The sequence below is a fragment of the Pseudomonas sp. MG-9 genome (assembly GCF_018729515.1).
In the GTDB taxonomy this organism is placed as follows: Bacteria; Pseudomonadota; Gammaproteobacteria; order Pseudomonadales; family Pseudomonadaceae; genus Aquipseudomonas; species Aquipseudomonas serboccidentalis.
The window spans coordinates 615,539-640,998 of sequence record NZ_JAHHZH010000002.1 but is presented as its reverse complement, the minus strand read 5'-3'; the positions used below and the strand labels follow the sequence as shown (position 1 = coordinate 640,998).

The 25,460-nt window shown below is 61.0% G+C and carries 19 protein-coding genes; 14 read left to right on the top strand and 5 right to left on the bottom strand.

Annotation, left to right across the window (positions count from 1 at the left end; translation table 11 throughout):
- Positions 1–20 precede the first annotated feature (20 nt).
- The 3 genes from KKQ10_RS07590 to choV all read left to right on the top strand — a co-directional run bounded on the left by KKQ10_RS07590 (position 21) and on the right by choV (position 3,055).
- Positions 21–968, top strand: coding sequence for a choline ABC transporter substrate-binding protein (locus KKQ10_RS07590; protein WP_127647853.1), 948 nt, complete (start codon positions 21–23; stop codon positions 966–968).
- 66 nt (positions 969–1,034) lie between these two features.
- Entirely contained in the window at positions 1,035–1,880 is an 846-nt protein-coding gene (gene choW / locus KKQ10_RS07585; RefSeq protein WP_215500687.1) for a choline ABC transporter permease subunit, read from the top strand.
- Positions 1,877–3,055: a choline ABC transporter ATP-binding protein gene (gene choV / locus KKQ10_RS07580; RefSeq protein WP_025108532.1), complete on the top strand. Its 1,179-nt coding sequence runs from the start codon at positions 1,877–1,879 to the stop codon at positions 3,053–3,055. Before choW ends, choV begins: the two co-directional genes overlap by 4 nt.
- Positions 3,056–3,307: 252 nt before the next feature.
- Here the strand turns inward: choV and betT are convergent, their stop codons facing one another.
- Complete coding sequence (gene betT, locus KKQ10_RS07575) at positions 3,308–5,305, bottom strand: choline BCCT transporter BetT (RefSeq protein ID WP_127647855.1); 1,998 nt, start codon at positions 5,303–5,305, stop codon at positions 3,308–3,310.
- A 424-nt stretch (positions 5,306–5,729) separates the two neighbouring features.
- Here betT and betI point away from each other — a divergent pair, with 424 nt between their 5' ends.
- The 9 genes from betI to yccS all read left to right on the top strand — a co-directional run bounded on the left by betI (position 5,730) and on the right by yccS (position 19,742).
- Positions 5,730–6,323 (top strand): transcriptional regulator BetI, encoded by a 594-nt coding sequence (betI, locus tag KKQ10_RS07570; protein ID WP_127647856.1) that lies wholly within the window; start codon positions 5,730–5,732, stop codon positions 6,321–6,323.
- Positions 6,324–6,412: 89 nt separating this feature from the next.
- Positions 6,413–7,885, top strand: a complete 1,473-nt coding sequence (gene betB / locus KKQ10_RS07565) for a betaine-aldehyde dehydrogenase (RefSeq protein ID WP_127647857.1) — start codon at positions 6,413–6,415, stop codon at positions 7,883–7,885.
- Between the two features lie 214 nt (positions 7,886–8,099).
- Positions 8,100–9,803, top strand: a complete 1,704-nt coding sequence (gene betA / locus KKQ10_RS07560) for a choline dehydrogenase (protein WP_127647858.1) — start codon at positions 8,100–8,102, stop codon at positions 9,801–9,803.
- 274 nt (positions 9,804–10,077) lie between these two features.
- The gene (locus tag KKQ10_RS07555; RefSeq protein WP_215500686.1) at positions 10,078–11,520 is read left to right on the top strand and encodes a TldD/PmbA family protein; all 1,443 of its coding nucleotides are present in this window, start codon (positions 10,078–10,080) and stop codon (positions 11,518–11,520) included.
- Positions 11,520–12,857: a TldD/PmbA family protein gene (locus KKQ10_RS07550; protein ID WP_127647860.1), complete on the top strand. Its 1,338-nt coding sequence runs from the start codon at positions 11,520–11,522 to the stop codon at positions 12,855–12,857. The genes KKQ10_RS07555 and KKQ10_RS07550 overlap by 1 nt, the downstream gene beginning before the upstream one ends.
- 201 nt (positions 12,858–13,058) lie before the next feature.
- The gene (gene mdtD, locus KKQ10_RS07545; protein WP_127647861.1) at positions 13,059–14,486 is read left to right on the top strand and encodes a multidrug transporter subunit MdtD; all 1,428 of its coding nucleotides are present in this window, start codon (positions 13,059–13,061) and stop codon (positions 14,484–14,486) included.
- Between the two features lie 159 nt (positions 14,487–14,645).
- Positions 14,646–15,983 (top strand): ATP-dependent RNA helicase DbpA, encoded by a 1,338-nt coding sequence (gene dbpA / locus KKQ10_RS07540; RefSeq protein WP_252191540.1) that lies wholly within the window; start codon positions 14,646–14,648, stop codon positions 15,981–15,983.
- A gap of 137 nt (positions 15,984–16,120) precedes the next feature.
- A complete protein-coding gene (locus KKQ10_RS07535; RefSeq protein ID WP_215500685.1) occupies positions 16,121–17,299 on the top strand; it encodes a BaiN/RdsA family NAD(P)/FAD-dependent oxidoreductase in 1,179 nt (392 codons plus the stop codon).
- A gap of 250 nt (positions 17,300–17,549) precedes the next feature.
- Entirely contained in the window at positions 17,550–19,742 is a 2,193-nt protein-coding gene (yccS, locus tag KKQ10_RS07530) for a YccS family putative transporter (protein WP_127647864.1), read from the top strand.
- Positions 19,743–19,856: 114 nt separating this feature from the next.
- Here the strand turns inward: yccS and KKQ10_RS07525 are convergent, their stop codons facing one another.
- A complete protein-coding gene (locus KKQ10_RS07525) occupies positions 19,857–20,594 on the bottom strand; it encodes a substrate-binding periplasmic protein (protein WP_127647865.1) in 738 nt (245 codons plus the stop codon).
- A gap of 256 nt (positions 20,595–20,850) precedes the next feature.
- On the opposite strand from KKQ10_RS07525, the gene KKQ10_RS07520 reads away from it, so the two are divergent.
- Positions 20,851–21,303 (top strand): GNAT family N-acetyltransferase, encoded by a 453-nt coding sequence (locus KKQ10_RS07520; RefSeq protein ID WP_215500684.1) that lies wholly within the window; start codon positions 20,851–20,853, stop codon positions 21,301–21,303.
- Positions 21,304–21,416: 113 nt separating this feature from the next.
- Here the strand turns inward: KKQ10_RS07520 and KKQ10_RS07515 are convergent, their stop codons facing one another.
- Genes KKQ10_RS07515 through KKQ10_RS07505 form a run of 3 tightly spaced genes read right to left on the bottom strand, consistent with a single transcriptional unit; the run spans position 21,417 to position 24,392 of the window.
- Entirely contained in the window at positions 21,417–21,713 is a 297-nt protein-coding gene (locus KKQ10_RS07515; protein ID WP_127647867.1) for a winged helix-turn-helix domain-containing protein, read from the bottom strand.
- 20 nt (positions 21,714–21,733) lie between these two features.
- Positions 21,734–22,225: a M48 metallopeptidase family protein gene (locus KKQ10_RS07510; RefSeq protein ID WP_127647868.1), complete on the bottom strand. Its 492-nt coding sequence runs from the start codon at positions 22,223–22,225 to the stop codon at positions 21,734–21,736.
- A gap of 43 nt (positions 22,226–22,268) precedes the next feature.
- On the bottom strand, positions 22,269–24,392 hold the full coding sequence (locus KKQ10_RS07505; protein ID WP_215500683.1) for a putative bifunctional diguanylate cyclase/phosphodiesterase: 2,124 nt from the start codon (positions 24,390–24,392) through the stop codon (positions 22,269–22,271).
- Positions 24,393–24,711: 319 nt separating this feature from the next.
- Between KKQ10_RS07505 and KKQ10_RS07500 the strand changes: the two genes are divergently transcribed.
- Complete coding sequence (locus tag KKQ10_RS07500) at positions 24,712–25,380, top strand: polysaccharide lyase family 7 protein (RefSeq protein ID WP_127647870.1); 669 nt, start codon at positions 24,712–24,714, stop codon at positions 25,378–25,380.
- Positions 25,381–25,460 lie beyond the last annotated feature (80 nt).

The following is a 25,460-nucleotide window of genomic DNA, read 5'->3' as shown; positions in this document are numbered from 1 at the left end:
AAACACCTAGGAGTCCATCCATGAAAGGTTCCCCGTCGTTGTTGTTGGCCGCCATGCTGAGTCTGCCGTTACTGGCTCAAGCTGCAGAACCCGCTCAGTGCAGTACCGTGAACTTCTCCGATGTTGGCTGGACCGACATCACCGCGACCACCGCCACCACCTCGGTGGTACTTAACGCCCTCGGCTACAAGACCAAGACCACCATGATTTCCGTGCCAGTGACCTACAAGTCACTGGCCGACGGCAAGAACATGGACGTGTTCCTCGGAAACTGGATGCCGACCATGGAAAACGACATCAAGGCTTACCGCGATGCCGGCACCGTCGAAGTGGTACGCACCAACCTCAAGGGTGCCAAGTACACCCTCGCCGTACCGCAAGCCCTGTACGACAAGGGTCTGCATGACTTCGCCGACATCGCCAAATTCAAGAAAGAACTCGATGGCAAGATCTACGGCATCGAGCCTGGCAACGACGGCAACCGCCTGATCCAGAGCATGATCGACAAAGATGCGTTCGGCTTGAAAACCGCCGGCTTCAAGGTCGTCGAATCGTCCGAGGCGGGCATGCTTTCGCAGGTCGACCGCGCGCAGAAACGCGACACCGCCGTGGTCTTCCTCGGCTGGGCGCCGCACCCGATGAACAAACGCTTCAAGATTCAATACCTGACCGGCGGCGATGACTTCTTCGGCCCCGATTTCGGTGCTGCGACTGTGGCGACCAACACCCGCAAGGGCTACGTCGCCGAATGCAGCAACGTCGGTCAGTTGCTGAAAAACCTGGAGTTCACCGTCGACATGGAAAGTACCCTGATGGGCAACATCCTCGACGACAAGATGAAGCCTGAAGCGGCCGCCAAGGCCTGGCTGAAGAAGAACCCACAGGTGCTCGATACCTGGCTCGCTGGCGTGACCACCATTGACGGTAAACCTGGCCTGGAGGCCGTGAAAGCCAAGCTCGCACAGTAATTGCCTTACGCCGGGCGAGTTCGCTCGCCCGGGCTGTTTATTCCTTGCATGCGGACGTTCACTACCATGCTGATTGATCAGAAAATCCCTTTAGGCCAGTACATCGCGGGCTTCGTTGAATGGTTGACGCAACACGGCGCCAGCACCTTCGACGCAATCGCCGTGACACTGGAAACGATGATCCACGGCGTGACGTTTGCGCTGACCTGGTTCAACCCGCTGGTGCTGATCGGCCTCATCGCCCTGCTGGCCCACTTCATTCAACGCAAATGGGGGCTGACGGCGTTCGTCATCGCCTCGTTCCTGCTGATCCTCAACCTGGGGTACTGGCAGGAGACCATGGAAACCCTCGCCCAGGTCACGTTCGCGACCCTGGTCTGCGTGGTCATCGGCGTGCCGTTGGGCATCGTCGCCGCGCACAAGCCGATGTTCTACACTGTAATGCGTCCGGTACTCGATCTGATGCAGACCGTACCGACCTTCGTTTACCTCATTCCTACCCTGACCCTCTTCGGGCTGGGTGTGGTGCCAGGCCTGATCTCCACGGTGGTATTCGCCATCGCTGCGCCGATCCGCCTGACTTACCTGGGCATCCGCGATGTCCCACAAGAACTGATGGACGCCGGCAAGGCCTTCGGCTGCTCGCGTCGCCAATTGCTCTCACGGATCGAACTGCCTCACGCCATGCCGAGCATCGCTGCCGGCATCACCCAGTGCATCATGCTGTCGCTGTCGATGGTGGTGATCGCGGCACTGGTGGGCGCCGACGGACTCGGCAAACCGGTGGTCAACGCACTGAACACTGCCGATATCGCCCTGGGCTTCGAAGCGGGCCTGGCGATCGTACTGCTGGCGATCATGCTCGACCGTATCTGCAAACAACCCGACGCCAAAGTAGGGGGTGACGCATGAGCATAATTCGCTTCGAAGACGTCGACGTAATCTTCTCCAAGGATCCACGCGAAGCACTCAAGCTGCTGGATCAGGGCATGACCCGCAACGAGATCCTGAAAAAGACCGGGCAGATCGTCGGCGTGGAAAAGGCCAGCCTGGACATCAACAAGGGCGAGATCTGCGTGCTGATGGGCCTCTCCGGTTCCGGCAAGTCGAGCCTGCTGCGCTGCATCAACGGCCTGAACACCGTGAGTCGCGGCAAGCTGTTCGTCGAACACGAAGGCAAGCAGATCGACATCGCCTCCTGCACGCCTGCCGAACTGAAGATGATGCGCACCAAACGCATCGCCATGGTGTTCCAGAAGTTCGCCCTGATGCCGTGGCTGACGGTGCGCGAGAACATCAGTTTCGGTCTGGAAATGCAGGGTCGTCCGGAGAAGGAACGGCGCAAGCTGGTGGATGACAAGCTCGAACTGGTGGGCCTGACCCAATGGCGCAACAAGAAGCCCGATGAACTCTCCGGCGGCATGCAGCAGCGTGTGGGCCTGGCCCGGGCGCTGGCGATGGACGCCGACATTCTGCTGATGGACGAACCGTTCTCGGCACTCGACCCGCTGATCCGCCAGGGCCTGCAGGATGAACTGCTGGAACTGCAACGCAAGCTGAGCAAGACCATCGTGTTCGTGAGTCACGACCTCGACGAGGCGCTGAAACTCGGTAGCCGCATCGCGATCATGAAGGACGGCCGGATCATCCAGTACAGCGTGCCGGAAGAGATCGTATTGAACCCGGCGGACGACTATGTGCGCACCTTTGTCGCCCACACCAACCCGCTCAACGTGCTCTGCGGCCGCAGCCTGATGCGCACGCTGGACAACTGCAAACGCATCAACGGCTCGGTGTGCCTCGATCCGGGCGGCGACTCGTGGCTGGACCTGGCCGAAGGCAACACCATCAAGGGCGCGCGGCAGAACGGTTCGGTGCTGAACCTGCAGAACTGGGCACCAGGGCAAGCGGTGGAAGGGCTGGAGCGCAAACCGACGCTGGTGGACTCGAACATCGGCATGCGGGACGCGCTGCAGATTCGCTACCAGACCGGCAACAAACTGGTGCTGCACGACAACAACCATGTGGTGGGGATTCTTGGCGACAGTGAGCTGTATCACGCGTTGCTGGGCAAGAACCTGGGGTAATCCCCGCACACACAAAAACGCCGCGAGAGGATCGCGGCGTTTTTGTTAGTGCAGGTATCTAGCTGTAAACAGAGAACCTGTAGCGAGGGGGCTTGCCCCCGTTGGGCTGCGAAGCGGCCCCAAACCCAGACATCGCGGTATTTCAGATAAACCGTGCTGTCAGGGATTACGACGGCTGCGCCGCCGAACGGGGGCAAGCCCCCTCGCCACAATGGTGCGGCGGTGCAGATGACTGCAGCGCCGCACTACGACTTAGCTGTACACCCGGCCAAGGAGCTGCCGATGGCTTTCAAACTGATCGAGCACGTCCCGCGTGATCTGATCCTGCGTGAAGCCCATCAGGTCGTAATCCTGGCTGCCGTTGTGCAGGTACACCTCGGCGCGGTAGTAACGCTGGCGCGCTTCATCGGACTGGGCCGATTCGGTCGGGGTCGCCAGGTAGCCGTCCAGGCTCACTTCGTAAACGAAAGGGTTGCCCTCTTCCATCTCGACGCGCACGCCCATGCAACGCTTGGATTTGCCCAACAGCGTCTGCACTTCCAGACCCTGCGCACGCATCTGCGCTGTCGCATTTTCCAGCGCCGGGCTGACTTGCTTGTCCATGAAACGCTGCACCACCGACTGGCTCGGCTGCAGATCCAGTTGCGTCAGACGCTCGCTGAAACCACGACGACCGCGTTCAGCCAGTTGCGCTTGCTCCTGTTCGATCTGCACGTCCTGACGCATTGCCTTGTGCAGGCCGAACATGAAGAACACCAGCACCACCGAGAACGGCAGACCGGCCAGCACCACCATGGTCTGCATGGCTTCGAAGTTACCGGCGAACAGCAGACCGATGGTCACCAGCGTGATCACCACCGACCAGAAGATCCGCAGCCAGTGCGGTGCGTCTTCGTCGACGTTGCCGCCCTTGCAGGACAGGTTGGCCATCATCACCGCACCGGAGTCGGCTGGGGTCAGGAACAGCACGAAACCGACAAAGATCGACACCCCGATAACGACTTTCGATGCCGGGTAGTGTTCAAGCAACTGATAGATCGCCATCGACGGCTGTTCCAGCGCCGTCTTCCCAAGCTCAACCGCCCCCTGATTCATCACCAGGTCCAGTGCCGAGTTACCGAAGATCGACAGCCAGGCCAGAGTGAAGCCCAGCGGAATCAGCAGCACGCCAGCGACCAGCTCACGCACGGTACGTCCACGGGAAATACGCGCGATGAACATGCCTACGAATGGTGCCCAGGAAATCCACCACGCCCAGTAGAACAGGGTCCACAGGCCCAGCCAGCGATCCGACTTGGCGCTGTCGCCTTCATAGACGTACAGGTCGAAGGTCTTCAGCACCACGCCGTTGAGGTAATCGCCGATGTTCTGCACGAAGCCGTTGAGCAGGTGCAGGGTCGGGCCGAACAGCAGGACGAAAATCAGCAGACCGCTGAACAGCACGATGTTCAGGTTGGACAGACGACGGATGCCGTTCTCCACGCCGGACACGGCAGCGATGGTCGCCACGGTGCTCATCACGATGATCACGATCAGCAGGTTGGTGTTGCTGTGTTCCATGCCGAACAGATTTTCCAGGCCCGAGGACACTTGCAGCGAGCCGATCCCCAGGTTGGTCACCAGACCCAGCAGGGTCACGAACATGCCGAAGCCGTCCACCGCGTGACCGGCCGCGCCTTTGACCCAACGCTCGCCCACCAGCGGATACAGCGCCGAACGCAGGGCCAGCGGCTGGTTATGACGGTAAGCGAAGTACGCCACGGCCAGACCGACCAGTGCGTAGATCGCCCAGCCGTGCAGGCCCCAGTGCAGGAATGTCAGTTGCACCGCCTGACGCGCGGCCAGGTTGGTGGCCGCTGCGCCTTCCGGCGGATTGAAGTAGTGGTCCAGCGGCTCGGAGGCGCCGAAATACAGCAGCGAAATACCGATACCCGACGAGAACAGCATCCCCGCCCAGGCGCCGTAACTGAAATCCGGGGTGTCGTCCTTGCTGCCCAGTTTGAGTTTTCCGTACGAAGAAAACGCCAGGCCCACCACAAACACCAGGTAAGCGGCGATCACCACCATGTAGTACCAGCCGAAGCTGCGGGACAACCAGGCCTGAGCCATACCCAACATTCTGCCGGCCTCTTGCGGGGCGATAATCAGAATGGCGGTCAACAACAGAATCAGCGCGGTAGAGGTGTAGAACACCCAACCGTTGACCGTCACCTTCTCGGGCGGGGTCTTTATAAGCGAGGCAGAACTCATGGCACAAATGCTCCAGGCAGTGCGAGAGAAGAACACAAGGCAACACGGAACCCGACCAATCGGTTAGTTGGCAGCCGACCGGCGGGTGATATAAAGACACCCCGAAAAAGCCCGAACCTGCCGAAATGGCGCCGCGAATCGCTTTCGTGGCCGAGGTCCGGACGTTCATCCGAAACCTGGCCCCGAGCGTCTTGCCCATTCAATACGTCCATCGAACAGCGAACCGCGCCATGCCCCATACAGGTTTCAAGCATTTTCGGATGTCGGTTTATCGCCATTTACACGTAGGAAAAATTTGTAAATCGCGACGATTTGTCGCAGATCTTATTCTTTGTTGATTGAACGTTCAATCAAAACAAAATAGACTGGCCCTCAATCCGGTAGCCGTTTTTCGTCTGCCGGAAGGCCTAAGGAGATGTGCAAGATGCCCAAGGTCGGTATGCAACCCATCCGCCGCCAACAACTGATCGAAGCCACGTTGCAAGCGGTCGATCAGGTCGGGATGGGGGACGCCAGCATTGCGCTGATCGCCCGTTTGGCCGGTGTCTCGAATGGCATCATCAGTCACTATTTTCAGGACAAGAACGGCCTGATTGCCGCCACGATGCGGTATCTGATGAATGTCCTCAGCGAGAACGTCACCGCGCGCCGTCAGGCGCTGGCAGACAGCAGCCCACGGGCGCATCTGCAGGTGATCATCGAAGGCAACTTCGACGCCAGCCAGGTCAATGGCCCGGCAATGAAAACCTGGCTGGCCTTCTGGGCCACCAGCATGCACCAGCCGTCTTTGCACAGGTTGCAGCGGATCAACGATCACCGTCTGTATTCCAACCTGTGCTGCGAGTTCCGCCGTGTGCTGCCGCTCGAAGATGCGCGCAACGCAGCGCGTGGACTGGCAGCGTTGATCGACGGTTTGTGGTTGCGCGGCGCCTTGTCGGGAGATGCTTTCGACACGGTGCAGGCGCAACAGATCGCTTACGAATACATGGATTTCCAATTGGCCAAGCAGGTGAGCTAGAGCACACAGAAAACGCTCGGCCCCTGAACCGCCACCGCAGCAGTACCGCGGTGGTCAACGCCAACCACTCATGCACTTGCGAGGACACTATGGCCCGTTTCGAACTGCAAAAACTCTACATTGATGGCGCGTACTCCGACGCTGGCAGCGATGCCACCTTCGAAGCCATCAACCCGGCGAACGGTGAAGTCCTCGCCAAAGTGCAACGTGCGACCAAGGAAGACGTCGAGCGTGCTGTGGTCAGCGCTGAAAAGGGCCAGAAAATCTGGGCTGCGATGACCGCCATGGAGCGTTCGCGCATCCTGCGTCGCGCCGTGGACATCCTGCGCGAGCGCAACGATGAACTGGCCGCTCTGGAAACCCTGGACACCGGCAAGGCTTACTCCGAAACCAAATACGTCGACATCGTTACCGGCGCCGACGTGCTGGAATACTACGCAGGCCTGGTGCCAGCGATCGAAGGCGAGCAGATCCCGCTGCGTGATACCTCTTTCGTTTACACCCGTCGCGAGCCGCTGGGCGTAGTGGCCGGTATCGGCGCGTGGAACTACCCGATCCAGATCGCGCTGTGGAAATCCGCACCCGCCCTGGCCGCGGGTAACGCGATGATCTTCAAGCCGAGCGAAGTCACCTCGCTGACCACCCTGAAACTGGCCGAGATCTACACCGAAGCCGGCCTGCCAAACGGCGTGTTCAACGTGCTGACCGGCAGCGGCCGTGAAGTCGGCACCTGGCTGACCGAACACCCGCGCATCGAGAAAGTCTCGTTCACTGGCGGCACCGACACCGGCAAGAAGGTGATGGCCAGCGCTTCGGCTTCGTCGCTCAAAGACGTGACCATGGAACTGGGCGGCAAGTCGCCGCTGATCATCTGCGACGACGCCGACCTGGATCGCGCCGCCGACACCGCGATGATGGCCAACTTCTACAGCTCCGGTCAGGTCTGCACCAACGGCACGCGCGTATTCGTACCGAGCCACCTCAAAGCCGCTTTCGAAGCCAAGATCGTCGAGCGCGTAGCGCGCATCCGCATCGGCAACCCGGAAGACGAAAACACCAACTTCGGCCCGCTGGTCAGCTTCGCGCACATGGAGAGCGTGCTGGGCTACATCGCCAAGGGTAAAGAAGAAGGTGCCCGCGTCCTGTGCGGCGGCGAGCGTCTGAACGACGGCGAGTTCGCCAAAGGCGCGTTCGTCGCTCCGACCGTGTTCACCGATTGCACCGACGAGATGACCATCGTCCGTGAAGAAATCTTTGGCCCGGTGATGGCGATCCTCTCCTACGAAACCGAGGAAGAAGTGATCCGCCGCGCCAACGACACCGACTTCGGCCTGGCCGCCGGTATCGTCACCAAAGACCTGAACCGCGCACACCGCGTGATTCATCAACTGGAAGCCGGTATCTGCTGGATCAACGCCTGGGGCGAGTCCGACGCAAAAATGCCGGTGGGCGGTTACAAGCAGTCGGGCGTAGGCCGCGAAAACGGCATCAGCTCGCTGACCAACTACACACGCATCAAATCGGTACAGGTCGAGCTGGGCGATTACGTCTCGGTGTTCTGATTCGCCCCTGTCTGGAGTGAACGCCTTTGTGGCGAGGGGGCTTGCCCCCGTTGGGTCGCGAAGCGGCCCTATCCAGACGAATACAGGCTTTCAGATAGAACGACGTCGCTGAATTCACGACTGCTGCGCAGCCGAACGGGGGCAAGCCCCCTCGCCACAGGTGCGCAGCGCTGCAGCGATCTCGACCTGACCAACTTCAAAGAGGGTGCATTCAATGTCCCAAGAATTCGATTACATCATCATCGGTGCCGGCTCGGCCGGTAACACCCTGGCGACCCGTCTGACTGAAGACGAAGGCGTCACCGTTCTGCTGCTCGAAGCCGGCGGCCCGGACTACCGTTTCGACTTCCGTACGCAAATGCCGGCCGCGCTGGCATTTCCGCTGCAGGGTCGTCGCTACAACTGGGCGTACGAAACCGATCCAGAGCCACACATGGACGGTCGCCGGATGGAATGCGGTCGCGGCAAAGGCCTCGGCGGCTCCTCGCTGATCAACGGCATGTGCTACATCCGTGGCAACGCGATGGACTACGACGGCTGGGCGAAACTGCCAGGTCTGGAAGACTGGTCGTACCTGGACTGCCTGCCGTACTTCCGTAAAGCGGAAACCCGCGATATCGGCCCGAACGACTACCACGGTGGCGACGGCCCGGTCAGCGTGACCACGCCGAAGGCTGGCAACAACCCGCTGTTCCACGCCATGGTTGAAGCCGGCGTGCAGGCCGGTTACCCGCGCACCGAAGACTTGAACGGCTACCAGCAGGAAGGTTTCGGCCCGATGGACCGCACCGTGACGCCAAACGGTCGTCGTGCCTCCACCGCCCGTGGCTACCTCGACGTCGCCAAGAAGCGTTCGACCCTGACCATCGTCACTCACGCCCTGACCGACAAGATCCTGTTCGAAGGCAAGCGTGCGGTCGGCGTGCGTTACCTGGTCGGCTCGGCCGAAGAGCGCGTTGAAGCCAAAGCACGCAAGGAAGTGCTGCTGTGCTCCGGCGCCATCGCTTCGCCGCAGATCCTGCAACGCTCCGGCGTCGGCCCGGCGAAACTGCTGGAAAGCCTCGACATCCCGGTGGTTCACGATCTGCCGGGCGTCGGTGAAAACCTGCAGGACCACCTTGAGCTGTACCTGCAATACGCTTGCACCCAGCCAGTTTCGCTGTACCCGTCGCTGCTCTGGTACAACCAGCCGGCCATCGGTGCCGAGTGGCTGTTCAACGGCACCGGTATCGGCGCCAGCAACCAGTTCGAAGCCGGCGGTTTCATCCGCACGCGCGAAGAGTTCGAATGGCCGAACATCCAGTACCACTTCCTGCCGGTCGCGATTAACTACAACGGTAGCAACGGTGTGAAAGAGCACGGTTTCCAGGCACACATGGGTTCCATGCGTTCGCCGAGCCGTGGTCGCATCCAGGCCAAATCCAAGGATCCGCGTCAGCACCCGAGCATCCTGTTCAACTACATGGCCACCGAGCAGGACTGGCAGGAGTTCCGTGACGGCATCCGCCTGACCCGCGAAATCATGCAACAGCCGGCACTGGACGCCTTCCGTGGCCGCGAAATCAGCCCGGGTATCGAAGTGCAAACCGATGAGCAGCTGGACAAGTTCATCCGTGAGCACGCCGAAACCGCGTTCCACCCGTCGTGCTCGTGCAAGATGGGCACCGACGACATGGCGGTGGTGGATGGCGAAGGTCGCGTGCACGGCATGCAGAGCCTGCGTGTGGTCGATGCCTCGATCATGCCGATCATCACCACCGGCAACCTCAACGCGCCGACGATCATGATCGCCGAGAAAATCGCCGACAAGATCCGTGGCCGCAAGCCACTGCCGCGTAGCAATGCTGCCTACTACGTCGCTGGCGGTGCGCCGGTGAAGGGCAAGCCGATGCGTGATATCACGCCTGTTGCTCAGTAATTCAGCGACACCGCGTCAAGGCTGATCGCGAGCAGGCTCACGCCTACAGTTAATCTCCAAGTTGTGTGTTCACTGGAGATCCTTGTAGGAGTGAGCCTGCTCGCGATGAGGCCCTGCAAATCCCCCCCTCTCCCTGACTCACAGTAAATCCTCCTACACCCCCTCTTCACTTGATCCTACCCCCACGCAGGCCTACTCTAGTCCTCGCGCAATCGTTTCACCCCTCCCCGCCGAATCGCTTTACCCCGCAACTCCATAACAAGGAGGTTCCCGAATGTTCGATTTCCACCCCCAGCTCAAGCAGCGCTTCGCTGCCTTGCGCACGGGCGCTGAGTTCTTTTCCCTGCGGTATGTGCGCGAGTCCGGCCAGTATCTGTCAGTGCGCAAGAACGTCGCCGAACCGCCGAGCCTGAGCCGCGACGAAGGCGCCATGCTCACCGTGCGCGTCAACGGAGTCGAGGCCTACGCCGCCACCAACGACCTGTCGCAGCAAGGCCTGCAAGGCGCCCTCGAACGTGCCGAACAGCAGGCCCGGCGGCTCAAGCCCCACGCCTTGCTCGACCTGCGCGACCAACCGGTGTCGAGCGACCGCGCCGACTACTTTTCGCCCAATATCGAGCAAGCCTTCCCGTCCCTGAGCGAATGCTTCGAGCTGCTCGGCGCGGAATCCGCCTCGGTGCCAAAGGATGAGCGCCTGGTGAATTGGGAAGCGAGCATCGGCATCACCCACGTCGAGCAGATCTACCTGAGCAGCGCCGGTGCCGAATTGCGCCAGGCCCAACGCTTCGTCTACCCGAGCCTCGACGTCACCGCCTACGACGGCAACGACAGCCAGACCCGCAGCCTCGGCCGCGAGAACTTCGGCCAGCAGGGTGGCGCGGACGTGATCAGCCGTTGCGGCCTGGTCGGCGCCGGCCCCAAAGTGGCCGATCAGGCCCTGCAACTGCTGCTCGCACCGAACACCCCGCAAGGCCCACGCGACCTGCTGCTGATGCCTGACCAGATGATGCTGCAGATCCACGAGTCCATCGGTCACCCGCTGGAGCTCGACCGGATCCTCGGTGACGAGCGCAACTACGCCGGCACCAGCTTCGTCAAAACCAGCGACTTCGGCAGCCTGCAATATGGTTCGAAGCTGCTCAACGTGACCTTCGATCCGGACATTCCCGAAGAACTGGCGAGTTACGGCCACGATGACGACGGCTCAAAGGCCAGCAAGCAATTCCTGATTCGCGAAGGCCTGTTGCTGCGGCCATTGGGCGGCGCGCTGTCGCAGTTCCGCGCCGGTCTCGACGGTGTTGCCAACAGCCGCGCCTGCGGCTGGAACCGGCCGCCGATCGACCGCATGGCCAACCTCAACATCGAGCCGGGCGATCAGTCGCTGACGCAACTGATCAGCGGCATCGAGCACGGCATTCTGATGAGCACCAACCGTTCGTGGTCGATTGACGATGCGCGCAACAAGTTCCAGTTCGGTTGCGAGTGGGGTCAGTTGATCGAAAACGGTGAACTCAAGGGTGTGGTGAAAAATCCGAACTACCGAGGCATTTCCGCGCAGTTCTGGAAAAGTCTGCGCGCAGTCGGCGATGCCGGTACCCGCAGAGTGCTGGGCACGCCAAACTGCGGCAAGGGCGAACCGAACCAGGTGATCCGCGTCGGCCACGCTTCACCGGCCTGCGTATTCAGCAACGTTGATGTGTTTGGGGGAGACGCCTGATGAGCATTTCGAAGAGTCAGTCCGACGCCTTCAAGGTCATGGTCAATTGGCTGCGCGACAGCGTGCGCGAGCCGGAACAATTCACCCTCAGTTATGCCGCCGAATCCTCGGCATTCGTGCGGTTCAACCACGCCAAGGTGCGTCAGGCCGGCCAGGTGCAGCAGGTCGATGTCGGGCTGAAGCTGATCAACGACGGCCGCCACGCCGACCTGCACATCACCCTGTCCGGTGATCAGGAAGCCGATCTGCAGCGCCTCGCCGAAGGCCTGCAACAACTGCGCGAAACCCTGCCGCTGCTGCCGCAGGATCCGTACCTGCTGCTCAACCACAACGGCTGGCAGAGCAACAACGTGCAGGACCATCCGCTGCCGGACACGGAGCTGGTGGTCGAGGAGATCTGCGCCGCCGCTGAAGGTCTGGATCTGGTCGGCTTTTATGCCGCAGGTCCGATCAGCCGTGGTTTCGCCAGTTCCTCGGGGGCGTTTGGCTGGCATCAGGCCAACAGCTTCAACTTTGACTTCAGCCTGTTCCACGAGAATGGCGAAGCGGTGAAAGCCAGCTACGCCGGCCACGAATGGAGCAGCGAAGGCTTCGCCCGACGCTTCCAGCAGGCCCGCGAGCAACTGGCGTTTCTCGGTCGACCGTTGCGCACCCTCGCACCGGGGCAATACCGGGCGTATCTGGCGCCAGCCGCACTGGAAGAAATCATGGGCATGCTGAGCTGGGGCGGGTTCTCCGCGCAGTCGATTGCCAGCAAAAGCAGTCCGCTGCAGAAGCTGTATGTCGGCGATCAGGCGTTCAGTCCGCTGGTGTCGCTGGATGAAAAAGTCAGCGACTCATTGAGCCCGGCGTTTTCCGGCGAAGGGTATCCGCGCAGCGATCTGCGGCTGGTCATCGAAGGCAAGGCCGGTGATCAACTGGTCGGTTCGCGCAGTGCCGCCGAATACGGCCTGACCGCCAACGGTGCCAGCGGCGGCGAATCGCCGAGCGCGCTGAACATGGCGGCCGGGGACCTGTCACAGGCCGAGATTCTCAAGCAACTGGGCACCGGCCTGTACATCAGTAACCTGTGGTACCTGAACTTCTCCGATCAGCCGGCCGCGCGCCTGACCGGGATGACCCGGTTTGCCACGTTCTGGGTCGAGAACGGCGAGATTCAGGCACCGGTCAGCACCATGCGTTTTGACGACAGCGCCTACAGCCTGCTGGGTTCGCAGCTGGAAGCGCTGACCGCCGAGCGCGAGTTGCTGCTGTCGGCGAGTACGTATAGCCAGCGCAATACCTCGTCGGTGTTGCTGCCGGGGGCGCTGGTCAGCCGTCTCACGCTAACGCTGTAGATAAACCTGTGGCGAGGGGGCTTGCCCCCGTTCGGCGGCGAAGCCGTCGTAGTCCGACTGAGCGGTATTGCTGTCGAACGCACCGGCCGGTTTTGGGGCTGCTACGCAACCCAACGGGGGCAAGCCCCCTCGCCACACATGATCCTTCGCCCGAATCAGCGCCAAGACAAGAATCCAGATTAACCACCCACCAGAGGTTCCATGCCCAACCGCCCGCCTCTCGACGCCATCACCGCCCGCTGGTTGCCGTGGGTCGTCGCCATCGCGTTCTTCATGCAGTCCCTCGACGGGACCATCCTCAACACCGCCCTGCCGGCCATGGCCCGGGATCTGGCCGAAGACCCGTTGCGCATGCAAGGCGTGGTCATTGCCTACATGCTCACCGTGGCATTGCTGATTCCGGCTTCGGGTTGGATCGCCGACCGCTTCGGCACCAAGAAGATCTTCTTCGGCGCGATCCTGCTGTTCAGTTTCGGCTCGCTGCTCTGCGCGTTGTCCAGCAGCCTGAGCATGCTGGTCGGCGCGCGGGTGATCCAAGGCCTGGGCGGCGCATTGATGCTACCGGTCGGACGCTTGGTAGTGCTGCGTGCCTACCCGCGTTCGGAGCTGGTGCGGATCATGGGTTTCATCACCATTCCCGGCCTGCTCGGTCCGCTGATCGGCCCGACCATGGGCGGCTGGATGGTGCAATACCTGACGTGGCACTGGATCTTCCTGATCAACCTGCCGGTCGGCGTGCTCGGCTGCTACGCGGTATGGAAATTCATCCCCGACCTGCGCGGCACTGAACGCACGCGCTTCGACAGCCTCGGTTTCCTGCTGTTTGGCGCCGCAATGATCCTGATCACCATTGCCATGGAAGGCCTTGGCGAACTGCACCTGCCGCATCTGCGAGTGATGTTGCTGCTGTTCGGCGGTCTGGCCTGTCTGGCGGCGTACTGGTTGCGCGCCGGGCACGTCGAAAATCCGCTGTTCGCCCCTTCACTGTTCAAGACCCGCACCTTTGCCGTCGGCATTCTCGGCAACCTGTTCGCCCGTCTGGGCAGCGGCGCCCTGCCGTTTCTGGTGCCGTTGCTGCTGCAAGTGGCGCTGGGTTATTCGCCGTCACAGGCCGGGATGAGCATGCTGCCGCTGGCCGCCGCGGCCATGTTTGCCAAGTGGATGGCGCGCCCGCTGATCGAACGCCTTGGCTATCGCATCGTGCTCACCGGCAACACCCTCGCACTGGGGATCATGCTGGCGAGCATGGGCCTGGTCAGCGAACAGACGCCTTACTGGCTGCTGCTGTGTCTGCTGGCGATTCTCGGGGCGATCAACTCGCTGCAATTCACCGCAATGAACACCGTGACCCTGATCGACCTCGACGACGCCAGCGCCAGCAGCGGCAACAGCCTGCTGTCGGTGGTGGCGCAATTGTCGTTGAGCCTGGGGGTGGCCTGCGCCGGTGCGCTGCTCGGCGGCTTCACGGCCGAGATCGGCAATGATGGCGTCGAGACCGTGCTGGGCGCGTTCCAACTGACGTTTGTCACGGTCGGGATCATGGCGATGCTCGCCGCGACGATCTTCTCGCAACTGTCGAAAGAGGACGGCCGGCGGGCCAAGCGCCCGGAAGAACACATCGAACACTGATGTGTGATGAAGGGCTTTTGTGGCGAGGGAGTCGCTGTTCGTCCAGAACTTTCGAGGAAAGTGGCACGGGGCTGCTACACTGCGCGACATTTTGTTTTGCAGGCCAGTCCCGTGACCACCATCGCCACCGCTTTTAATACTCTGCCGCTGTCCGCCGCCATGCTGGCTAACCTCGAATCCCTCGGTTATGCCCAGATGACGCCGATCCAGGCGCAGAGCTTGCCGGTGATCCTCAAGGGGATGGACCTGATCGCCCAGGCCAAGACCGGCAGCGGCAAGACCGCCGCGTTCGGCATCGGCCTGCTGAACCCGATCAATCCGCGCTACTTCGGCTGCCAGGCGCTGGTGATCTGCCCGACCCGTGAGCTGGCCGACCAGGTCGCCAAGGAAGTCCGTCGTCTGGCCCGTGCCGAAGACAACATCAAGGTTCTGACCCTGTGCGGCGGCGTGTCGTTCGGCCCGCAGATCGCTTCGCTGGAGCACGGCGCGCACATCATCGTCGGCACCCCGGGGCGTATCCAGCAGCACCTGCGCAAAGGTTCGCTGGTGCTCGACGGCCTGAACACGCTGATCCTCGACGAAGCCGACCGCATGCTCGACATGGGTTTCTACGACGCCATCGAAGACATCATCGAGCAAACCCCGTCGCGCCGTCAGACCCTGCTGTTCTCCGCCACCTACCCGGTGGGCATCAAGCAACTGGCCTCGAAATTCATGCGTGATCCGCAGACGGTGAAAGCCGAAGCGTTCCACGACGACACGCAGATCGAACAGCGTTTCTACGAGATTTCCCCGGAAGAACGCATGAGCGCAGTGACCAAAGTCCTGCACCACTTCCGCCCGGCCTCCTGCGTGGCGTTCTGCTTCACCAAGCAGCAGGTGCAGGAAACCGTCGATCACCTGACCTCCAAAGGCATCTCCGCCGTCGGCCTGCACGGTGATCTGGAACAGCGTGACCGCGATCAGGTGCTGGCGATGTTCGCCAACCGCAGTACGTCGGTACTGGTCGCCACTGACGTGGCCGCCCGTGGCCTGGACATCGATGCGCTGGACATGGTGATCAACGTCGAGCTGGCCCGCGATTCGGAAATCCACATTCACCGCGTTGGCCGTACCGGTCGCGCTGGCGAGAAAGGCATCGCGGTCAGCCTCGTCGCACCGTCCGAAGCCCATCGCGCGCAAGCCATCGAACAGTTGCAGAAAGCCCCGCTGAACTGGGATCAGGTGGACAACCTCAAGTCCCAGGGCGGCGCCCCGTTGCAGCCACCGATGAGCACGCTGTGCATCGCTGGCGGGCGCAAGGACAAAGTGCGTCCGGGCGACATCCTCGGCGCACTGACCGGCGATGCCGGCATCCCGGGCGCCCAGGTCGGCAAGATCGCGATCTTCGACTTCCAGTCGTATGTGGCGGTTGAACGCACCGTGGTCATGCAGGCGCTGCAGCGTTTGAACAATGGCAAGATCAAGGGCCGTTCGCTGCGCGTGCGTGTTTTGTAAGCACAACGCATTTCCCCTGTAGGAGCTGCCGCAGGCTGCGATCTTTTGACTTTGTTTTTAAAGAGCAAGATCAAAAGATCGCAGCCTGCGGCAGCTCCTACAGTTCGTTTTGTGGTGACATTTGTGAGGACACCGTTTTGCGCTCTACCGAAGTCGTGATCATTGGCGCTGGCGCCGCAGGGTTGATGTGTGCACTGACCGCCGCCGGGCGCGGGCGTGAAGTGTTGCTGCTCGATCATGCGAACAAGGCCGGCAAGAAAATCCTGATGTCCGGCGGTGGCCGCTGCAATTTCACCAACATGTACACCGAACCGAGCAATTTCCTCTCGCACAACCCACATTTCTGCAAATCCGCACTGGCGCGTTACACCCAGTGGGATTTCATCGGCATGGTCGGCAAGCACGGCGTGCCGTACCACGAGAAGAAACTCGGCCAGCTGTTCTGCGATAACAAATCCAGCGACATCCTCGGCATGCTCCTCGACGAGTGCGATCAGGTCGGCGTCGAGCTGCACCTGGACACCTCGATCCAGACCATCGAGAAAGTCGAAAACGGCTACCTGCTCGACACCACTCTCGGCCAACTCCAGTGCCAGTCGCTGGTGATCGCCACCGGCGGGCTATCAATCCCGACGCTGGGCGCCACCGGTTTCGGCTATCAGGTGGCCAAACAGTTCGGCCATGAGCTGCTGCCGACCCGCGCCGGCCTGGTGCCGTTCACCATCACCGATCAGCTCAAGGAACTGTGCACCGAGCTGTCCGGCACGTCGGTGGATTGCCTGGTCAGCTGCAACGACCAGAGCTTTCGCGAAAACATCCTGTTCACTCACCGTGGCCTCAGCGGCCCGGCGATTCTGCAGATCTCGTCGTTCTGGGAGCCGGGTGACACCGTGGTGATCAACCTGCTGCCGGACCACGACACCGCCGCATGGCTGCAACAGCAAGTGGCCGAACGCCCGAACAGCGAACTGAAAACCCTGCTCGGCGAGATCTTCACCAAGAAAATGGCCAACCTGTTGGCGGACAACTGGTTCGTCTCCAAACCGATGAAGCAGTACACCCACGCCGAACTGGCGCAGATCGCCGACAAGCTGGGCAGCTGGAAAGTCGTGCCGGCCGGCACCGAAGGCTATCGCACCGCCGAGGTCACGCTGGGTGGCGTCGACACCCGCGAAGTGTCGTCCAAGACCATGGAATCGCTGAAAAGCCCGGGGCTGTACTTTGTCGGCGAAGTGCTCGACGTGACCGGGCATCTGGGCGGCTTCAACTTCCAGTGGGCATGGGCTTCCGGCTACGCGGCCGCGCAGTACGTCTGATCGAAACAACACCCTCCCCTGTAGGAGCTTGCCGAAGGCTCGGGCCGCGATCGGACGATCTTTTGATCTTGTTTTACAGATCAAAGTCAAAAGATCGTCCGATCGCGGCCCGAGCCTTCGGCAGTTCCTACAGTTGTTATGCGTGATGCAGTAAGGAACACTTTTTGCTGTCAGATGTGATCGACGCCATTGCGTCGGCGTCATTACTGGCTCAATTTAGCGGCATCGCCTCGGAAGGCCTTCGCACTTCATGTCCTCGACCTCGTTTCGTCAGTCTTTGCGGCGCCTGTGGGCGCTGGATAAATTCAGCTACAGCGTACGGGTGTTCATCGCCCTGACCGGCAGCATGGCGCTGTGTTGGTATCAGGATGAAATGGGCCTGCTGATCCCGTTGTTCCTGGGGATTATCGCCAGTGCCCTGGCCGAGACCGACGACAGCTGGCAGGGCCGCCTCAACGCGCTGGCGGTAACACTGGTGTGTTTCAGTATCGCCGCGCTGTCGGTGGAACTGCTCTTCCCCTACCCCATCGTGTTTGCCATCGCCCTGGCCTTGGCCAGCTTCGGCCTGACCATGCTCGGCGCACTCGGCGAGCGTTACGGTGCGATTGCTTCGGCGACATTGATTCTGTCCGTGTACACCATGATCGGCGTCGATCAGCGCGGCGGCGCAGTCACCGATTTCTGGCACGAGCCGATGCTGCTGGTGGCCGGTGCCGCGTGGTACGGCCTGCTGTCGGTGCTGTGGCAGGCGCTGTTTTCCAACCAGCCGGTGCAGCAGAGTCTGGCGCGGTTGTTCCGCGAACTGGGTTTCTATTTGAAGCTCAAAGCCTCGCTGTTCGAGCCGATCCGCCAACTGGATGTCGAAGCGCGGCGACTGGAACTGGCGCAGCAGAACGGTCGGGTGGTGGCTGCGCTGAACAGTGCCAAGGAAATCATTCTGCACCGAGTCGGCAACGGTCGCCCGGGGTCGAAAGTCAGCCGTTATCTGAAGCTGTATTTCCTCGCCCAGGACATACACGAACGCGCCAGCTCCTCGCACTATCCGTACAACGCGCTGGCCGATGCGTTCTTCCACAGCGACGTGCTGTTCCGCTGCCAGCGCTTGCTGCGCCAGCAGGGCAAGGCCTGTCGGGCACTGGCCGAATCGATCCAGATGCGCCAGCCGTTCATCTACGACGCCAGTTTTGCCGAAGCGTTGAGCGACCTCGACGCCTCTCTGGAACACCTGCGCATCCAGAGCAACCCGGCGTGGCGCGGCCTGCTGCGCTCGTTGCGCGCACTGGCGGCCAACCTTGGCACCCTCGACCGTTTGCTCAGCGATGCGAGTAACCCCGACGCCTTGGCGGACGCCACCGACAGCAGCCTGCTCGACCGTTCGCCGCGCAACCTCAAAGACGTATGGATTCGCCTGCGCACGCAACTGACGCCGACCTCGTTGCTGTTCCGTCATGCCCTGCGCCTGCCGCTGGCGCTGAGTATCGGCTACGGCATGGTGCATCTGATTCACCCGTCGCAGGGCTACTGGATCATTCTCACCACGCTGTTCGTCTGTCAGCCGAACTACGGCGCGACGCGGCGCAAACTCGGTCAGCGGATTCTCGGCACGGCCATCGGCCTGACCGTGGCGTGGGCGCTGTTCGATCTGTTCCCCAGTCCGTTGGTGCAGTCGTGCTTCGCCATCGCCGCCGGGGTGGTGTTCTTTACCAACCGCACCACGCGCTACACCCTGGCGACGGCGGCCATCACGATCATGGTGCTGTTCTGCTTCAACCAGATCGGCGACGGCTACGGACTGTTCCTGCCGCGCCTGTTCGATACCCTGCTCGGCAGCCTGATCGCCGGCCTGACGGTATTCCTGTTCCTGCCAGACTGGCAGGGCCGGCGCCTGAACAAGGTGCTGGCCAACACCCTGACCTGCAACAGCATCTACCTGCGCCAGATCATGCAGCAATATGCCGCCGGCAAGAGCGACGACCTCGCCTATCGCCTGGCCCGCCGCAACGCGCACAATGCCGACGCGGCGCTGTCGACCACACTGGCGAACATGCTGATGGAACCGGGGCATTTCCGTAAGGAAGCGGATGTCGGTTTCCGTTTCCTGGTGCTGTCGCACACCCTGCTCAGCTACTTGTCCGGGCTGGGTGCGCACCGCGAGACGCAGTTACCGGCGGACGTGCGCGAACACCTGATCGACGGCGCCGGGGTGAAGCTGGCCGCGAGCATCGACGACATCGCCCAGGGGCTTGCGAACAAGCAGCCAGTGGCGATTCAGAGCGACGAAGAAGAAGCGCTGGCCAATGAGCTGGAGCAGATGCCCGACGAGATCGATGAAGGGCAGCGACTGGTGCAGACGCAACTGGCGTTGATCTGTCGGCAGCTGGGGCCGTTGCGTACGTTGGCGGCGCACCTGATCAAGGACACCAGCGAGGCCAGCGGCGGCTGAGAAGACGCCATCGCGAGCAGGCTCACTCCTACAGGGGGAACGCATTTCAAACTGTAGGAGTGAGCCTGCTCGCGATAGGGCCATCAGCCACTCAACAAATTCCGGATCAGACGCTTACATCCCATGCTGGCGCATCAACTTGTCATAACTGCCATCCGCCTTCATCGCCGCGATCGCCTTATCAAACCCCGCCACAATCTGCTCATGCTGCGGATTCTTCAGGCTCACCAGAATATGCAGGCTGTTCTCGCTCAGCGGCTTGGGCAGGAACTCCACGGCATTGCGCACCTTGGGTGATTCGCGCGCCAGGTAATACCGCGCGACGTATTCATCTTCCAGGGTCAGCTTGACCCGATCCGCCGCCAGCATGCGCACCGCCATGGCAAAGTTGTGCACAGGGACTTTCTCCAGCGCGGTATCGGCGTCGAACGCCTGCGAATAGGCATAACCGCGCACCACGGCAATCGGGTACGTGTGCAGTTGCTCCAGATTGTTGTATTCGAGCGGGGTGTCTTTGCGCTTGAGAAAACGAATGCGGTTGAGCAGGTATTCGTCGGAGAACTGACCGAGCCTGGTGCGCTCGTCGTTGTACCAGGCGTTGACCAGCACGTCGTAACGCCCTTCGCCAACCCCGAGCAGCGCCCGCGCCCACGGCACCTGTTCATAGTCGCTGGCGTAACCGGCCCGGGCCAGCGCGGTGCTGACGATGTCCGTGGCCAGGCCACCGTTGACCAGCGTGTCATCGGTAAAGGGCGGCCAGATATCAAACACCAGTCGCAGCTTTTCCGCAGCGGCGGGTGGGGCCAGCAAGAGCAATCCGATCAAAGCAAAGGCTCGATGCAGTCGCGGCATGCTTGAAAATCCTTAGCGGGCGAGCTGCCCAGCGTGTTTTCAGTCAAAACCCCAAGGCCCCTTACCGGCGAAACCCAGGCCCTAACATTAGCTCATTGAAGCCAGTGCACAGCGCTTTCCAGCAGATTACACAAAGCAGCTACCGATGCGAGAAAGGAATGATGGCATTTTGACCTTTATCACAGACTCTTACGCCATACAGACATCCGAAGGCTGTGCGCTTAGTATCGGGCGACAGCGTTCAAGGAGCCGGAAGATGACAATCGAGTGGATCTGCAAACATCACAGCGATCTGGGCAAAGAGCAGTTGTACGCATTGTTGAAGCTGCGCTCGGAGGTGTTCGTGGTCGAACAGAAATGCGCCTACCCGGACCTCGACGGTCAGGATCTGGACGGCGACACCCATCACTTGATGGGTTGGGAAGACGATCAGTTGATGGCCTATCTGCGCCTGCTCGATCCCGAGTCCCAGGGCGGTGACGTGGTGATCGGCCGCGTGATCATCGCACCGCAGGGCCGGGGCAAAGGACTGGGGCACACGATGATGGAACACGCACTGAAACAGGCCGAGAAGCATTGGCCGCAGGTGCCGATCTATCTGTCGGCCCAGGCGCATTTGCAAGGGTATTACGGCCGGTACGGTTTTGTCGTGGCGGGTGAGGAATACCTGGAGGATGACATTCCGCATATCGGGATGCGTCGTTCTTAACGCCCTATCGCGAGCAGGCTCACTCCTGCATTTGATCGCATTCCATCTGAAGGAACCCGATCTACTGTAGGAGTGAGCCTGCTCGCGATGGCGTAATCACCATCACCACAGACTCAGGGATACTCCAACACAGCCTTGATCTGCCGCAAATTGCGCTCGATCCACCCCCGGTCAATCGCCCCCCACTCACGAATCCGATAGCGCCCGGCATGGTTACGCGCGCCCTCTTCCTGCTCGAATTCACAGACGATATCCAGATCCGCCAACGCGGCAATCGTGTCCTGCGCCGTGCGCCGGGGCATGCCGGTGACGTCGGTCAGCGCCGGCACGCTGGCGGCCAGGCCGCTGTCGATCAGGTAGGCCACGTACAGGCGACGGTAGAAACTGCTTTTGGTCTTGCTGACGTCCATCCACCCGCTCCTTGTTGCGGCTATTGCAGATCCCGCCACGTCAGGTACACCCGCAGATCGAACTCGACCTGGTGATACCCCGGCAGCATGTGTTCACACAATTTGTAGAAAGCCTTGTTGTGATCCGACTCTTTGAAGTGCGCCAGCTCATGCACGACGATCATCTTCAGAAACTCGGGCGCCGCCTCCTTGAACAGCGAGGCAATGCGAATCTCTTTCTTGGCCTTGAGCTTGCCGCCCTGCACCCGCGATACCGTGGTGTGCAGGCCCAGCGCGCGGTGAGTCAGGTCGAGGCGGTTGTCGAACAGCACCTTGTCGATGGCCGGCGCGTTGCGCAGGTATTCCTGTTTCAGGTCCAGCGCGTAGCTGTACAGCGCCTTGTCGCTCTGCACATCGTGACGCGCGGGATAGCGTTGGCTCAGGTAGTCACCCAGACGCTGTTCGGCGATCAGTTGGCGCACCTGATCCTGCAATTGCGCGGGATAGGCCTGGAGGTATTTCAACGCAGTCATGGACACGGCAACACGGTTCGAAAAGAGCGCCAGTGTAGCGAATTCAACCGGGCAGCGCGCTCCAGTCAAACGGCTCGGCGAAGCTGGCGGCGTCGTCGGCCATCATCGGCCGCGCCACCAGGAAGCCCTGTACGTATTCGCAACCATGGGCTTGCAGCCATTGGTATTGCTCGATGGTTTCCACCCCCTCGGCAATCACCAGCAACCCGTATTGTTTGCACAGACTGATCACCGTACTGACCAATGAGGCGTCGCGTTTGGAGTCCGGCAATCGAGCAATGAGATGGCGATCCAGCTTTAGGGTATCCAGCTCCAGATCGCGCAGATGCGCCAGCGAACACGGCCCGGAACCGAAGTCGTCCAGCGCCACCCGCACCCCCAGATTGCGTAGCAAGCGTAACTGCTTACGGGTTTCATCGGGGTTGTGCATCAGCGCTTCTTCAGTGATCTCGACTTCCAGCTGCCGTGGCTGCAACGCATGCCGCTCCAGCACCTGACGCAACTCGGTGGCGAGATTGGGCAGGCCGAACTGGGTGTTGCTCAGGCTCACGCCGAGCACCAGGTCTTCGGCAAACAGGGTTTCCCAGGCTTTGCGCTGGCCAGCGCCGCGGTGATAGATCCAGCTGCCGAGACGGCTGATCAGCCGCGCTTCTTCGAGCAATGGCAAAAACAGCCCCGGCGGCACATCACCGACACTCGGATGCTGCCAGCGCAGCAAGGCTTCAAAACCGCGAATCTGGCCAGTGTCGATAGCTACTTGCGGCTGATAGACCAGATTGAAATCGCGGTTCTCGATGGCGGCACGCACGCTCTCTTCGAGCATCAACCGCGAGCGCGCCCGGCCATTCATTTCATGATCGTAGAAACGATATTGCTGACGTCCGGCGCGCTTGGCTTCGTACATGGCGATGTCGGAGGCACGCAGCAATCCGTCAAGGTTAGAACCGCAGTCCGGGTAAGTGGCGATGCCGATGCTGGCGCCGAGAGCGATGTCCAACCCCTCGATCTGCTGACAGATCGACACCCGCTCGATGAGTTTTTCGGCAATCTTCGCCGCTTGCTCAGGAAACTCCAGATCCAGCAGCGCGGTAAACTCATCGCCGCCCATGCGCGCGAGAATGTCGAACGGTCGCAGGCACGCCTTCAATTGCTCGGAGACCCAGCGCAACACCCGATCGCCGGCGTCGTGACCGAGGGAATCGTTGACCCGCTTGAAGCCGTCGAGATCCAGATACAGCAAGACCCAACTGCTGTCGCTGCGCTCGCCACGCAGGAGCAGATTTTCAACGGTCTGGTAAAACCCGCGACGATTGAGCAAACCGGTCAGTGGATCGGTCACCGCTTGAAATTCCAATTGCTGATGCAAGTGACGCACCACCGACATGTCCAGCACGGTCACCACCATTGCGTGTTGCTCGCTGGGCAGCGCGGCGCAGGATAGCGCAACCGGCACTTGCTGGCCGGGCGCGGTGCGCAGCAAGGCGTCGTGCAGTCTCAACGTCTCGCCACGCTTGTAACTGGCATAAAACTCGGAATCGGCCCACAGCGCAATGTGCGGTTTCTGCAGGTAATCGAGAAACTCCTTACCTTCCAGCTCCTTCACCGGCGCATTCAGCAAGCGTGAAATCGCCGGGTTGGCGAAGCGGATCAAACCATCCTCGCCCACCACCAATATCCCCTCGGCAGCGTTATCCAGCACCGAGGCATTGAAAGCGCGCGCCACTTCCAGGTCATGACTCAGGCGCTGCAAGGCGCGGCGATTGCGCTGGTGCTCCAGCAACGCCTGCACCTTGGGCTTGAGGATCTGCGGGTCGAACGGCTTGAACAGGTAATCTACCGCGCCACTGGCATAGCCCTTGATCACCGCATCCTGGGATTGCTCGTTGGCGGTCAGAAAGATAATCGGCGTCAGGCGCGTGCGCTGGCTACCGCGCATCAACCGCGCCACTTCAAAGCCGTCCATGCCCGGCATCTGCACATCCAGCAGCACCAGATCGACGTCGTGGGAAAGCAGAATATTGAGCGCTTCGAAACCGGAAGCCGCAGTGAGGACGTGCCAATCCTGGCGCTGCAGCAACGCGCGCATGCTGATCAGGTTTTCAGGGTAATCATCAACGATCAAAAGGACAGAGCTGCCTTCACCTGGCGGGGGTTGCGCGCATTCCATGCTGCTTCTCTTGTCGGGACTTCAGGGCGATTCCGGTAAAACCGTACACACATCGAGCCTTCACTCTAGTCGTGGATCCGAAAAAGCAGAAGCTGTCATCAGGCCATCATTTAACCAAAGCGTGAGTTTGCCGACTAACGGTCACCGCTGCAGCCCCCGGAAACCGGCAGAGATGGCATTTCGACAGGATGTTGACGTCAATCATCTGCCAAACGGGCATTAACAAAATATCCCTCTACGCTTATAAAGGCCGCCCCAAAAGGCGCGGGCTAGAGCTTCTGGCACCCGCGTTCAGGATGAACTGAGTGGAAGCACCGACATGATCGATCTCGCAACCTGGAACCTCAGCGTTCCCGTTGGCAGTCCGCCATACACCGTCGAAACCGAGAAACTGGTGAACGGCTTCAAAGATCAATACTTCCATTCCGACACCGGCACCCTGTTCTTCTGGTCGCCGGTCACCGGCTCCAAAACCGAAAACGCCATCTACCCGCGCACCGAACTGCGCGAAACCTACAGCAACGGCACCCTGCGCAACTGGTACTACCCGGATGCCGACAACCTGCTGCGCGCCACCCTTGCAGTGAACAAGGTGCCCAGCTCCGGCAAGATCGTCATCGGCCAGATCCACGCCTATGAAAGCCAGCGCCCGATGGTCAAGCTCGAATACCAATACAAGGAAGCAACCCAGACGGGCAACCTGGTAATCAAAGTCCGCATGCACCCCGATGACGCAGAAAGCCGCGTCATCACCCTCGCCACCGGGATCAAACTGAACAACGAATTCAACTACCTCATCCACTTGAGCCCCGGCGGTGCGCTGGGCGTGAGTGCGGCGGGTTATCAGTGGGATTCACAGATCAGCGCGACCTGGCGTGACAAGCCGTTGTACTTCAAGGCTGGGGTTTATGTGCAGGACAATACCGGGTACACCAGTGAGGGGGGGCAGGTGACCTTCTCCAAGCTCGACATCGATCACGACAAATAACCCGCATTCCCCTGTAGGAGCTGCCGAAGGCTCGGGCCGCGATCGGACGATCTTTTGATCTTGTTTTTGATTCTGAAAAG